At 74.7% G+C, this 12,899-nt stretch carries 10 protein-coding genes; 7 read left to right on the top strand and 3 right to left on the bottom strand.

Annotated features, from left to right (window positions below):
• The first annotated feature begins 36 nt into the window (after positions 1-36).
• Entirely contained in the window at positions 37-564 is a 528-nt protein-coding gene (locus B4N89_RS10850) for a hypothetical protein (protein WP_143657923.1), read from the top strand.
• A gap of 719 nt (positions 565-1,283) precedes the next feature.
• On the opposite strand, the gene B4N89_RS10845 is transcribed toward B4N89_RS10850, so the two are convergent.
• The gene (locus B4N89_RS10845; RefSeq protein WP_078975672.1) at positions 1,284-2,201 is read right to left on the bottom strand and encodes a glutathione S-transferase family protein; all 918 of its coding nucleotides are present in this window, start codon (positions 2,199-2,201) and stop codon (positions 1,284-1,286) included.
• Between the two features lie 40 nt (positions 2,202-2,241).
• Complete coding sequence (locus B4N89_RS10840) at positions 2,242-3,912, bottom strand: M23 family metallopeptidase (RefSeq protein ID WP_078975671.1); 1,671 nt, start codon at positions 3,910-3,912, stop codon at positions 2,242-2,244.
• A gap of 225 nt (positions 3,913-4,137) precedes the next feature.
• Between B4N89_RS10840 and B4N89_RS10835 the strand changes: the two genes are divergently transcribed.
• The 3 genes from B4N89_RS10835 to B4N89_RS10825 all read left to right on the top strand — a co-directional run bounded on the left by B4N89_RS10835 (position 4,138) and on the right by B4N89_RS10825 (position 7,521).
• Positions 4,138-4,548, top strand: coding sequence for a cobalamin B12-binding domain-containing protein (locus B4N89_RS10835; RefSeq protein WP_078975670.1), 411 nt, complete (start codon positions 4,138-4,140; stop codon positions 4,546-4,548).
• Positions 4,549-4,647: 99 nt separating this feature from the next.
• The gene (locus tag B4N89_RS10830; protein WP_078979273.1) at positions 4,648-5,964 is read left to right on the top strand and encodes an SWIM zinc finger family protein; all 1,317 of its coding nucleotides are present in this window, start codon (positions 4,648-4,650) and stop codon (positions 5,962-5,964) included.
• 78 nt (positions 5,965-6,042) lie between these two features.
• On the top strand, positions 6,043-7,521 hold the full coding sequence (locus tag B4N89_RS10825) for a DUF5691 domain-containing protein (protein ID WP_101897053.1): 1,479 nt from the start codon (positions 6,043-6,045) through the stop codon (positions 7,519-7,521).
• Positions 7,522-7,531: 10 nt separating this feature from the next.
• Here B4N89_RS10825 and B4N89_RS10820 read toward each other — a convergent pair whose 3' ends face one another.
• Positions 7,532-8,110, bottom strand: a complete 579-nt coding sequence (locus B4N89_RS10820; protein ID WP_078979272.1) for a Uma2 family endonuclease — start codon at positions 8,108-8,110, stop codon at positions 7,532-7,534.
• Between the two features lie 232 nt (positions 8,111-8,342).
• Here B4N89_RS10820 and B4N89_RS10815 point away from each other — a divergent pair, with 232 nt between their 5' ends.
• The 3 genes from B4N89_RS10815 to B4N89_RS10805 are packed head-to-tail and all read left to right on the top strand — an operon-like array spanning position 8,343 to position 12,891.
• A complete protein-coding gene (locus B4N89_RS10815; RefSeq protein ID WP_078979271.1) occupies positions 8,343-9,455 on the top strand; it encodes an ATP-binding protein in 1,113 nt (370 codons plus the stop codon).
• Positions 9,455-11,731 (top strand): DUF5682 family protein, encoded by a 2,277-nt coding sequence (locus B4N89_RS10810; RefSeq protein WP_078975668.1) that lies wholly within the window; start codon positions 9,455-9,457, stop codon positions 11,729-11,731. Before B4N89_RS10815 ends, B4N89_RS10810 begins: the two co-directional genes overlap by 1 nt.
• Entirely contained in the window at positions 11,728-12,891 is a 1,164-nt protein-coding gene (locus tag B4N89_RS10805) for a VWA domain-containing protein (protein WP_078975667.1), read from the top strand. Before B4N89_RS10810 ends, B4N89_RS10805 begins: the two co-directional genes overlap by 4 nt.
• Positions 12,892-12,899: the final 8 nt, after the last annotated feature.

The following is a 12,899-nucleotide window of genomic DNA, read 5'->3' as shown; positions in this document are numbered from 1 at the left end:
GACGAGCGGCGTGACCCGGATGGAGGGCGAATCCCGATGAGGACGAACAGGCAGCGCTTCGACCCGATGGCCCTGATCGCGGGTGTGGTGTTCACCGGCATCGCGATCGCGTACCTGCTCCGAGCGGGCGGTCACGCGCTGATCAGCCCCGAGTGGTCGCTGGCCACCGCGGCGATCGGGGTGGGCCTGGCGGGCCTCGCCGGGGCGCTGTGGTCGATGTTGCCGCCCGGCCGATCCGAGGCCGCACCCACGCCGCCGGCCGGGTTCTTCACGCCGGCGGCGTCGGAGCCGGGCGGCACGGCGTTCGGCGGCCGGGAGGGGCACGAGGACCACGTCGGCACCCTCGGGGTCGGGACCCTCGGGCCGAAACCGGCAGCCGGCTTCGAGTCCGACATCGAGGCCGGAACCGGCATCGAGGCCGCGGCGGAAACCGAGACCGAGAACATGGCCGTGGTCGAGGCCCCGGCCGAGCCGGACTCACCGGCCGGATCCTCGGCCGCTCCGGCGGCCGCCTCCGACGGCGGCCCGGACGACACCCCGCCGGCCGTCGACCTGACCAAGTAGTCGACACGGCAGGCATACGACGAGGGGGCGGGTGGGCAAACAGCCCACCCGCCCCCTCGTGCGCACTCGGCCGGCACGGCACGGGGTTCGCGCCCGTACCCCTTTGCCGCCTCGCGCCCGCGCCCTTGGTCCCTCCGGACCACGGTCCGGTGCCGGCACCCCCGCGCCTCCGCGCCTCCGCGCCTGCGTCTCCGCGCTACCTCGCGTCCCCGCGCCCCGGACCCGCATCCCGCGCCCGTTCCGCACCCCGCACACTCCGCCCTGCACCCGTGCCACGTCCCGCCGCACCACGCACCACAAGCCGCACCCCGCTTCCCGTGCCGCGCCTCGCGCCTTGCCTGGCGTCCCGTCCACCACCACGAGCCGCCCCGCGCCGCGCCTTGCCGCGCGTCCCGCCCCGCGCCGCGCGTCCCGCCTCGCCCCGCCTCGCGCCTCGCCTCGCGCCGCGCCGTGCCTCGCGTTCCGCGCCGCCCCGCGCCGCGCGTCCCGCCTCGCGCCTCGCCCCGCCTCGCGCCCCGCCTCGCCCCGCCTCGCCTCGCGCCGCGCCGTGCCTCGCGTTCCGCGCCGCGCCGCGCGTCCCGCCCCGCCCCGCCCCGCCCCGCGCGTCCCGCCCCGCCCCTCGCCCCGCCCCTCGCCCCGCCCCTCGCCCCGCCTCGCGTCTCGCCTCGCCCCGCGCCTCGCCCCGCGCCGCGTCCCGCGTGCCGCGCCCGTCTGTGGGGTCAGGCGCGGTTGTGGGGGGTGTGCCAGAGTTTTGGGTCGGGGCCCTTTGGGACGATTCCGGTCGGGTTGATCGCGTCGTGTGTGACGTAGTAGTGCCGCTTGATGTGGTCGAAGTCGACCGTGTCCCCGAAGCCTTCGGTCTGGAACAGGTCGCGGGCGTAGGCCCACAGGACCGGATACTCGGTCAGCTTGCGCAGATTGGTCTTGAAGTGGCCGTGGTAGACCGCGTCGAAGCGGACCAGCGTGGTGAACAGCCGGATGTCCGCCTCGGTGATCGACTCGCCGACCAGGAAGCGCTGCCCGCTCAGCCGCTTCTCCAGCAGGTCCAGCCGGGCGAACAGGGCGTCGAACGCCTCCTCGTAGGCGGCCTGCGAGGTGGCGAACCCGCACCGGTACACGCCGTTGTTCACGTCCCGGAACACGTCCGCGTTGATCGCGTCGATCTCCGCGCGCAGGTGCTCGGGGTACAGATCGGGCGCGTCGGCCCGGTGCAGCGCGGTCCAGCGGGTGGAGAGGTCGAGGGTGATCTGCGGATAGTCGTTGGTGACCACGTGCCCGGTGGTCAGGTCGATGATCGCGGGTACGGTCACCCGACCGGCGTAGGTGGGGTCACTGGCCCGATAGGCGTCGGCGAGGAACGCCAGCCCGGTTGCCGGATCGCGCCCGTCCGGGTGGTTGGTGAACCGCCATCCGCGCTCGTCCCGGATCGGGTCCACCACGGACAGACCCAGCGCGTCGTCGAGCCCGAGCAGCCGACGGACGATGATCGCCCGATGCGCCCACGGACAGGCCAGGGACACCACCAGCTGATATCGCCCGCGCTCCGGCTCCGGCCGCCCGGTGAACCGGTTGGCCTGCCGGACGAATTCGCCACGGTTTCCGGTCTCGGCGGTGAACTGCGCCTCGGATGAGCTCATCCGTCCACGATAGGTCCCGGATCCCCGACGCGCGTCGGGCTCAGGTCGGGTCGAGGCCGTTCGCCCGCAGCCAGGGCAGCGGGTTGATCGGGGCGCCGCCGCCGGGCCGGACCTCGAAGTGCAGGTGCGGGCCGGTGCTGTTGCCGGTGTCGCCGCTGTAGGCGATCACGTCGCCCGCCTTGACCGGACCGGAGCGGATCTTGGCCCGGGTCAGGTGGCAGTACCAGGTCTCGGTGCCGTCCTTGCCGGTCAGGATCACCATGTTCCCGTAGGCCGAGTTGACCTGCGTGCGCACCACGCCGTCCATCACCGCGAACACCGGGGTGCTCAGGTCCACCGGGAAGTCGATGCCGGTGTGGGTGTGCGCCCAGCGCGAGCCGGAGGAGCCGAAATAGGCGCTGAGGCCCTTCTGGGCGACCGGAAGCACGAACTTGGGCCGGAGGGACTCCCGGCGCTTGCGCTCGGCTTCCTGGTCCTGCTGGGCCTGTTCCTGGCGCTCCTGGAGCGAGACCCGGGTCTGCGCGCGACTGGCGCGCTCGGCGAAGTCCTCGGCGCCGACCTGGAGATCCACCAGTTGTTTGTCCATCGGCGACATCAGCGGCAGATCCTCGCCGCCGGCCACCGGGTCCGCGTCCTTGGTCTCGGCGCCCGCGGTGTGCAGGCCCCCGACCGCCGCGACGGCCATCGCCGCCGCGCCCATCACCGCGAGCGGGGCGCCGGCGGTCAGCGGGAACGCGCGTTTGCGCTTCACCCGGGCCTTGTCGGCGGACTCCCCGGCTTCCTTGACTCCCTTGGTGGCCTTGGCCTCCCGGGCCTCCCGGGCCTTCGGCTTCCCGGCCGGCTCGACGCGCGCGTCGTCCGCGTCGGTCTCGGTGTCGGTGCGGGCCGGCACGCTGAGGTCATGGTCGCCGACATCGAACGCGGGCTCGGCCGGCGCACGCGTGGTGCCGTCGTCGAACAGGTCCGTCGTCGAGCGGTTTCCGCCCGACCACTTGTCGGCGTCGTCGCGCACCGGGACGGGGGAGTACCAGGTGTCGGACTCCCACGCGGCGGTGTCCGAAGCGGCGTACCACATACCGGTGTTCGAGCCGCCGTCCCACGCGGGATCGACGTACGGCGCCGGCGCCGGATCCTGCACCGCGGTGTCGGTGACCGCCCAGGTCTGCGTCTGCGTGCCGTAGCCGGTGTCCTGGACCGCGGGGTAGCCGTAGGTGCCGGTCGCGGCATGGCCGCCGGAGGCGTCGTAGGACCCGCTGTAGCCGTCCGACGAGCCGTTGCCGTAGCCGTCGTGGCCCGGCACCTGGACGTATCCCGAGGCGTCGTAGGCGGGTTGGTACCCCGAGGTGTCGTAGCCGCCCGAGCCGTGGCCCGTCGTGTCGTAGCCGACGGCGGTGTGGTCGACGGCGGAGTACTGCGTGCCGGAGTGGTCGACGGCGGCGTACCCGCCGGACGCGTAGCCGGCCGCCGCGGGGTAGCCGGTGCCGGTGTCGTATCCATCGTACGCGGGTGTCGGTACACCCCACCCGCCCGCCGCGTCGACCGCGGGCCAACCGCCGCTCGGGTCGCCCGAGTAGGCGTTCGCGCCGTACTCGTAGCCCTGGTCGTAGCCGCCGTGGACCGGGTCGGACGAGCCGTAGGGGGAATACGCACCCTCGGTGTCCGACCCGTGGCGAGCCTGCTGCTGCGCACTCGGGTAGCGAACGTCCGTCACCTACGTCGCCTTACGTTTCGGGGGCCGGTCGGAAACGGACTGTAGCTCCCTTGACGTTCACAGGACAATCCTCGCGATCGGAACCGCAGGTCAGGCGGCCGGGCGGGTGACGAGGTCCGCCGCGGCGACACCCGTCCGGGCGGACGCCGTCGACCGCCGCCCGTGTGCCGACCGGGTGGGGGTTACGCTCCGGGCGAGGGCTTCGCTACGTACATGGAGGCAGTGATGGGTGTTCCCGGACCGATCAGGATCGTCGTGGCCAAGCCCGGGCTCGACGGACACGATCGTGGGGTCAAGGTGGTCGCGCGCGCACTGCGCGACGCGGGCTTCGAGGTGGTGTACACCGGGCTGCACCAGACCCCGGTCCAGATCGTCGAGACGGCCATCCAGGAGGACGCCGACGCGATCGGCCTCTCGGTGCTCTCCGGCGCGCACATGACGCTCTTCGCCAAGGTGATCGAACTGCTCAAGGAGCGCGAGGCCGAGGACATCCTGGTGTTCGGCGGCGGGATCATCCCGGAGGAGGACGTCCCCGAGCTGCGGCGGATCGGTGTCGCGGCGGTGTTCACCCCGGGCGCGCCGACCACCGACATCGTCGACTGGGTGCGCGCACACGTGGCGACCACCGCCGCCTGACCGGGCACTTCGCCCGGATCCGGACATCGGGCCCGCTGCGATCCGCGGGTTCGACGGGCTCGCACACACGTGTCGGTGCGGGCCCGTACCGTGGCCGTCATGCAGCAACGGTGGACCGCGGAACGGGTGTTGGCACTGGCCCCCGACGCCGCAGCACGCACGGCCGGGAGCGCCCTCGCGAGACCGGAGTCGTGGTCGGCCACCGGCGCCTCGACGGCCGCGCACGGCCCGATCTGGGGGTCGGGCGGCGGCGCGACGGCCTACCGCACGGTGGTCGATCCCGCCGGTCCCACGGGGCGATGTTCGTGCCCCCGACCGGGCTTTCCCTGCGTACACGCCCTCGGCCTGATGCTCCTGTGGGCGAACGATCCGGCCGCGGTGCCGGTCGGGGCGAGCGCTCCCGACTGGGTCGACGCCCCGGCGGCCGGACGGCGGGGGCGGGCCGGTCCGGCCGATCCCGCCGCGGCCCGGCGGCGGGCCGAGCGGCGGGCGGCCGAAGTCGCCGAGGGCACCGAGCGGTTGCGCCGGTGGCTGGCCGATCGGGTGCACCAGGGTCTGGCGGGCACCGAGCGTGAGGGATACGCGATGTGGGACGGCATCGCGGAGCGTATGGTCGACGCCAAGGCCCCCGGCCTGGCCGCCAGGTTGCGCGCGGCGGGCGCGATACCCGCGTCCGGGGCGGAGGGCTGGCCGGGCCGACTGCTGGAGGACTACGCCGAGTTGTGGCTGCTCCTGCGCGCCCACGAACACGCCGACGACCTGGATCCGTCCCTGGTGGCCGGACTGCGGGCGCGCATCGGCTGGACCGTGGACGCGGAGGACGTGCTGCGGGCGGCGCGGGCCGAGGGCACCGCGGTGCACGATCGGTGGCTGGTGCTCGGCAGCCGGGACAGCGTCGACGGCGGGCTGACCGAGCGGCGGATCTGGCTGCGCGGCACCGGGTCGGGCCGGCCCGCGCTGGTGCTGGCCTTCGGGCCGCAGGGGCGGGCGCCGCAGTTGGCCCTGCCCGTGGGGCGCACCATCGAGGCCGACGCGGCCTTCCACGACGACGCGGTGCCGCTGCGGGTGGCGCTGGGCGAGCGGACCGGTGAGCCGGCCGCCGGGGCCGAGCCGGCCGGGGTGGGGCCCGAGGAGGCGACCCTGGCCTACGCCGAGGCGTTGCGCCGCGAGCCGTGGCTGGAGGCCTGGCCGGTGGTGCTCGCCGACGTGCTGGCGGTGCCGGAGCCGATGGGGTGGCGCATCGCCGGCGCGGACGGGTTCTGGCTGCCGGTGGACCGCGCCCGGACCGGCGAGCAGGCGCTGTGGCGGTTGTCCGCGATGTCCGGCGGTACGGGGCTGACCGTGTTCGGCGAATACGGCGCGCGCGGATTCGTGCCGGTGACCGCCTGGCACGAGGGCCAGGCCGTCCCGCTGTAACCGGCCCGGTCGAGCCGGAGGTTCGACGCCGATGCCGGTCCTCGACGGCCGATCGCCGAGTGTGGAAGGGGAGTTCGGATGCGGGTCGCGGATCCGGTGTGGGACGACCTGGTGTCGGCGGCACTGGTGGGCACCGGGCGGCGCAGGGCCGCGGAATGGCCCGCCGAGGGCGCGTTGGGCGAGTTGGCCGCGCGCGTGGACCGGACCGACGAGGCGGTGCGGCTGCTCGATCTGGCGGCGATCGTGATGGTGCATCGGCGGGCGGGCCGCCGAGCCCCCGCGGGCGCGCCGCCGCAGCCGTGCACCGAGGTGGACCCGCGACCGTCCGTGCCGGAGCCGGCCCGGGCGCGGTTGCGGATCCTGCTCGAAGGCGACGGGATGGACTTCCTGCCGGAATGGCTGGCCCTGGCCCGGACGGCCGGTCTGCGGGCACCCGAGTCCGAACTGCCGGGCCTGTTGACCGCGGCCCGCTCGCGCACGGATCTGCGGGCGGTCGTGGCCGAACTCGCCGGGCCGAGGGGGCGTTGGCTGGCCGGGCTCAATCCGGAGTGGGCCTGGCTGACCCGGATCGCGGCCGGGGATCCCGACGACCCGATCGACCTGTGGCGGCACGGCCGGTTCGGTGAGCGGCTGGCCGCGTTCGCGGTGTTGCGGGCGGCGGACCCGGACGCGGCCAGGGAGTTGCTGGCCCGGACCTGGCGGGCCGAACCGGCCGAGGACCGCGCGGTGTTCGTCGAGGCGCTGGCCGCCGGGGCGACGGCGGGCGACGAGGCCTTCCTGGAGGCGGCCCTGGACGATCGGGCCAAGGTGGTCCGGGTGGCCGCGGCGCGACGCCTCGGTGCGCTGCCCGAATCGGCGTTCGTGGCCCGGATGAGCGCGCGGGGCCGGGCCTGCCTGCGGCCCGACGGAGCGGGGCGGGTGCTGGTGGTGCCGCCGGGCGAGTGCGACGAGGCGATGGTGCGCGACGGCATCGACCGGTCCTCGCCGACCGGGCGCGAGGACCACTCGTGGTGGCTGGGCGAGGTCGTCGCGGCCACGCCGCTGTCGGTGTGGCGGGAGGTGTTCGGGGCGAGCCCCGAGGAGATCGCGGCCCGTGCGCTGCCGCGCCGGTTCGCCGAGGACGTCCGGGAGGGGTGGGCCCGCGCGGCGGTGCTCCAACGCGACGTCGACTGGGCCCGCGCGTTGGCCGGTCGCGGCGCGCCCACCCGCCTGCTCACCGTGCTGCCGCCGGCCGAGTGCGCCGACCACGTGGCCCGCCACATCGCCGCGCACGGCCTGTCCGAGGCCCTGCAACTGCTCACCAACTGCCCGACCCCGTGGCCGCTCTCCCTGGGCGACGCGGTCCTGGACGCCTTCGCGACGGCGGCCGAGTCCGGCGCGTACCCCTGGAGCTTCAGCGGCGCGAGGGACGTCGCCGGCCGCGGCCTGGACCCGGCCCTGGTCGACCGCGTGGACGCGCTCGCCGAAGGCGACGGCGAATGGCCCAAGGCCTTCCGCGCCCTGGCCGCGACCCTGCGCTACCGCGCGACGATGCGCGCGGAACTGCTGGGCGGCTGACTCTCGAGGCTCAGCGCGTCAACGCGCCCACGTCCAGCACGAGCGGAAACGGCACGTCGAGCTTCATCACGCCGCGATGCACGCCCGTCGGGACGTACGCCGTCGTGGTGGGGTCGAGCTCGTAGACGTAGACCACCGCGACGCCCATGTCCTTCTCGATGCGCCAATAGTGGGCGATACCGCTCTTGGCATAGAGCGTCGGCTTGACGGTGCGATCGCGTTCCTCCGACTCGGGCGATACGACCTCGACCACCAGGCGAACGTCGGCGGGTTCGAACGCGGTCAGCTCCGGGTTCCGTGCGGCGGCGGCGTCGACCACCGTCATGTCGGGCTCCGGACGCGACCGGCGGCCCAGGCGGATCGTCATCTCCCGCGCGACGAACAGGGTGGTCGGAGCCTGGGCTTCGAGCGCGGCGTTGAGCCGATTCAGCACGCGCATGTGAAACAACGACTGCGGGGACATCACGATGAGGGCTCCGTGGATCAGCTCTATCCGACGCGGAGCCTCGGGCGGGAGCCGATCGAGATCCTCGGCGGTCCAGCCGTCCTCGGGACCGGGGTAAAACCATTCCGGCAGTGCCTGCGTCATCACCGGCGGCCTCCCATCGTCGTCAATGGACCCTGGGACGATAGTAGACAGACTTCCCCGCAACGTCCGAGATCGACGTGCCGTCACCCTTGTGAGTGACCCCAAGGCAGCCGCCGACGCGCGAGGCGCGTGCCTCCCGGGTGGCCCCCGTTCGGCAGCGGGAGTGTCGGACCCGACCGGCAGACTTGTCCCTGTTCGGGTTCGTTCGAGCAATGGGGGAGCCGTGACGGGCGTGTCTGCCGAATCGGGTGAGCAGGTCGAGCGGGATGTGCTCCGGGCGCACGCCGAGGACGCGTTCGCCGACGAGTTGGCCGCGCTCGCCGCCGCCGACGAGCGGCCCCGGCCGCCGCGCTGGAAGCTTTCGCCGTGGGCGGTGGCCACCTACCTGCTCGGCGGCACGTTGCCCGACGGCACGGTGATCTCGCCCAAGTACATCGGGCCGCGCCGGATCGTCGAGGTCGCCGTCACCACGCTGGCCACCGACCGGGCGCTGCTGCTGCTCGGCGTGCCGGGCACGGCCAAGACGTGGGTGGCGGAGCATCTGGCCGCCGCCGTGTGCGGCAACTCCACGCTGCTGGTCCAGGGCACCGCCGGCACCCCCGAGGAGGCCATCCGCTACGGCTGGAACTACGCGCAACTGCTCGCCCACGGGCCCAGCCGCGCGGCCATGGTGGCCGGCCCGGTGATGCGCGCGATGAGCCGCGGACTTCTCGCCCGGGTCGAGGAGTTGACCCGCGTCCCGGCCGACGTGCAGGACTCGCTGATCACCATCCTGTCCGAGAAGACCCTGCCCGTGCCGGAGTTGAACGACGAGGTGCGGGCGGTGCGCGGGTTCAACCTGATCGCCACCGCCAACGACCGAGACCGGGGGGTCAACGAACTCTCCTCGGCGCTGCGTCGCCGGTTCAACACCGTGGTGCTCCCGCTGCCCGCGACCGCCGACGCGGAGGTGGAGATCGTCAGCCGCCGGGTGGCCCAGCTCGGCTCCGGCCTCGAACTGCCGCCGGTGGCCGGCGCCGAGGCCGAACTGCGGCGTGTGGTGACGGTGTTCCGCGAACTGCGCGCCGGCCTCACCGAAGACGGCCGGACCAGGCTGAAGACCCCGTCCGGGCCGCTGTCCACCGCCGAGGCGATCTCCGTGGTCACCGGCGGCCTCGCGCTCGCCGCGCACTTCGGTGACGGTGTGCTGCGCTCGGCCGACGTGGCGGCGGGGATCCTGGGCGCGGTGGTCAAGGACCCGGCCGCCGACACCCTGGTCTGGCGCGAATACCTGGAGACCGCGGTGCGCCCGCGCGCCGACTGGCAGGACTTCTACCGGGCCTGTCGCGACGCGGACCCGGCCTGATGGCGCGGCCCTCGGCCGCGCGACCGACCCTGCTCGGCGTGCGGCACCACGGCCCGGGCTCGGCCCGGGCGGTCGGCGCCGCGCTGGACCGGCTGCGGCCCGACATCGTGCTGATCGAGGGTCCTCCCGAGGCCGACCCGCTGCTGTCCTTCGCCGCCGAGCCCGGTCTGCGTCCGCCCGTCGCGCTGCTCGCGCACGCGATCGACGATCCCGCCCAGGCGGGCTTTTGGCCGTACGCCGACTTCAGCCCCGAATGGGTGGCCATCACCCACGCGAGCGGGCACGGTGTCCCGGTCCGGTTCATCGACCTGCCGGTCGCGGTGTCCTTCACCCTCGACCGGGCCCGCCGCGAGCGCGAGAGCGAGGAACCGGCCGAGCCCGTCCTGCCCCCGGTGGACCCGATCGCCGCCCTGGCCCGACTGGCCGGTCGAGACGACGCCGAGCACTGGTGGGAGGACGTGATCGAACACCGTGCGCCCGCCGACGACCCGCTGCGGCCCTTCGCGGCGCTCGCCGACGCGATGGCCGCGCTGCGCGAGGACGAGCGGCCCGCAGACCCGGACCCGACCGCCGAACCCGACATCGAACGACTGCGCGAGGCGTACATGCGCCAGTGCGTCCGCTCCGCACACCGGGCCGGACACACCCGGATCGCCGTGGTGTGCGGCGCCTGGCACGTGCCCGCGCTCGCCGACCCGCGCTCCGCCGCCGCCGACCGCGCGCTGCTCGCGCCGCACCGGGCCGCGGTCAAGGTGGAGACCACGTGGGTGCCGTGGACCCACCACCGCCTCGCGCAGAGCTCCGGCTACGGGGCCGGGGTCGCGTCCCCCGGCTGGTACCGGCACCTGTTCGACACCGCCGCCGAGCCCGACCCGCTGCCCCGCTGGTTCGTCCGGATCGCCACGCTGCTGCGCGAGGCGGGCCACCCGGTCTCCTCCGCGCATGTGATCGAGGCGACCCGCCACGCCGACGCGCTCGCCGCGCTGCGCGGACGACCGCTGGCCGGTCTGGACGAGACCCTCGAAGCGGTCCGCGCGGTCATGTGCGACGGCGTCACCGGGCCGCTCGCGCTGGTGCACGACGCCCTCGTGGTCGGCGACGTGATCGGCGAGGTGCCGCCGACGGTGCCCGCCGTACCGCTCCAGCGCGACCTCACCCGCGAGCAGCGCCGGCTGCGGCTGCGGCCCGAGCCCGCCGCCCGCGAACTGGAACTCGACCTGCGCAAGGACTCGCACGCCGACCGCAGCCGACTGCTCAACCGGCTCGCCCTGCTCGACGTCCCGTGGGGTGTGCCGGTCCCGGGCCGGGAGAGCCGGGGCACCTTCCGCGAGACCTGGCGGCTCGACTGGCAGCCGGAGTTGGCCATCCGGGTGGCCGAGGCGGGTGTGTGGGGGACCACCGTGGTCGCCGCGGCCGAGGCGCGCGCGAGCGACCTGGCGATCCGGGCCGAATCGCTCGCCGACGTCACCGAGGTCGCCGAGCGCTGCCTGCGCGCCGACCTGCCCGACGCGCTGCCGGTGATCATGCGGGTGCTGGACCGGCGCGCCGCCCTGGACGCCGACGTCGGCCGGCTCGCCGAGGCGCTGCCGGGACTGGTGCGGGCGCTGCGCTACGGCGACGTCCGCGGCACCGACACCTCGGCGCTCGACACCGTCGTGGCCGGCCTGGTGGTCCGGATCTGCGTCGGGCTGCCCGCGGCCTGCGCCGGACTGGACTCCGACGGAGCCGCCGCGATGCGCCGTCGCCTCGACGACGTGCACGCCGCCGTACAACTGCTGCCGGAGCGCCGACAGGACGAGTGGTACACCACCCTGCGGCGACTCGCCGACCGGGAGGACCTGCCGGGCCTGCTCGCCGGCCGCGCCACCCGCCTGCTGCTCGACCTGGGCCGCCTCGCGCCGGAGGCGGCCGCGCCCCGCCTGGCCCGCGCCCTCACCCGGGGCGTCCCGCATCGCGAATCGGCGGCCTGGATCGAGGGATTCCTGGCCGGCGGCGGCATGCTGCTGATCCACGACGAAGGGCTCCTCGACCTGGTCGACGCCTGGATCACCGGCACCCCCGACGACCTGTTCGTGGAGATCCTGCCGCTGCTGCGCCGCACCTTCGCCACCTTCGCCGCGCCCGAGCGGCGGCTGCTCGGCGAGCGCATCCGCACCCCGGCGGGGGCCGCCGTCCCGATCGCGACCGCCGAGCACTTCGACGGCGGGCGCGCCGACGCCGTACTGCCGCTGCTGGCCCGGATCCTGGGCCTGGCGGACCGGGAGGTGACCCCGTGACGAGCGAGGCCGACGACGAACGGCTGCGCCGCTGGCGCCTGGTGCTGGGCGGCGAACCCGACGGCACCGGCCGCGGGCTCACCGGCGACGACGCCCGGATCGACCAGGCGCTGGGCGCGCTGTACCGCCCCGAGACCCAGGCCCCGCGCGGCAGCCGCCGGGCGACCGGGCCGCGCGCCGCCGGCCTCGGCGCCTCCGCGCCGTCGGTGGCCCGCTGGCTCGGCGACATCCGCGCCTACTTCCCGGCGGGCGTGGTGAGCATCCTCCAGCAGGACGCGATCGAGCGGCTCGACCTGACCCGGCTGCTCCTGGAGCCGGAGATGCTGGCCGCCGTCGAACCCGACGTGCACCTGGTCGGCACCCTGCTCGCGCTCACCGCGCTGATGCCCGAGGCGACGAAGGAGGCCGCCCGCGCGGTGGTCCGCCGCGTCGTCGACGACCTGGAGCGCCGGGTCGCGCAACGCACCACGAGCCTGGTCCGGGGAGCGCTCGACCGCTCGACCCGGGTGCACCGCCCGAGCCCGCGGGACATCGACTGGAACGCCACGATCCGGGCCAACCTCGGCCACTACCAGCCCGAGCACCGCACGATCGTGCCGGAGCGCCTGGTCGGCTACGGGCGCCGACGGCACGGGGTGCACAAGGACGTGATCCTGTGCGTCGACCAGTCGGGTTCGATGGCCGCCTCGGTGGTCTACGCGTCGGTGTTCGGCGCCGTGCTCGGCTCGATGCACGCGCTGCGGACCTCGCTGGTGGTCTTCGACACGAGCGTGGTCGACCTGACCGACCGGCTGAGCGACCCCGTCGACGTGCTCTTCGGCACCCGCCTCGGCGGCGGCACCGACATCAACCGCGCGCTGACCTACTGCCAGTCGCTGATCACCCGGCCGACGGAGACCGTCGTCGTGCTGATCAGCGACCTGTACGAGGGCGGTGTGCGGGACGGGATGGTCCGCCGCGCGGCGGGCATGCAGGCCGCCGGCACCACCTTCCTCACCCTGCTGGCCCTCTCCGACGAGGGCGCCCCGGCCTACGACCACACCAACGCCGCCGCCCTGGCGGCAATCGGCAGCCCCGCCTTCGCCTGCACCCCCGACCTGTTCCCGGAGGTGATGGCCGCCGCGCTCCAGGGCCTGCCGCTTCCCGCGCCCGAGCCGTAACGGTATCC

Source organism: Embleya scabrispora, assembly GCF_002024165.1.
Taxonomy (GTDB): Bacteria; Actinomycetota; Actinomycetes; order Streptomycetales; family Streptomycetaceae; genus Embleya; species Embleya scabrispora_A.
This window is presented reverse-complemented; position numbering and strand designations above follow the sequence as displayed.

What these genes read in the sequence shown, in the direction of transcription:
- B4N89_RS10820 (WP_078979272.1), bottom strand. Translation starts at nt 8,110, where the DNA reads ATGACGCAGGCACTGCCGGAATGGTTTTACCCCGGTCCCGAGGACGGC.
- B4N89_RS10845 (WP_078975672.1), bottom strand. Translation starts at nt 2,201, where the DNA reads ATGAGCTCATCCGAGGCGCAGTTCACCGCCGAGACCGGAAACCGTGGC.
- B4N89_RS10850 (WP_143657923.1), top strand. Translation starts at nt 37, where the DNA reads ATGAGGACGAACAGGCAGCGCTTCGACCCGATGGCCCTGATCGCGGGT.
- B4N89_RS10835 (WP_078975670.1), top strand. Translation starts at nt 4,138, where the DNA reads ATGGGTGTTCCCGGACCGATCAGGATCGTCGTGGCCAAGCCCGGGCTC.
- B4N89_RS10830 (WP_078979273.1), top strand. Translation starts at nt 4,648, where the DNA reads ATGCAGCAACGGTGGACCGCGGAACGGGTGTTGGCACTGGCCCCCGAC.
- B4N89_RS10825 (WP_101897053.1), top strand. Translation starts at nt 6,043, where the DNA reads ATGCGGGTCGCGGATCCGGTGTGGGACGACCTGGTGTCGGCGGCACTG.
- B4N89_RS10810 (WP_078975668.1), top strand. Translation starts at nt 9,455, where the DNA reads ATGGCGCGGCCCTCGGCCGCGCGACCGACCCTGCTCGGCGTGCGGCAC.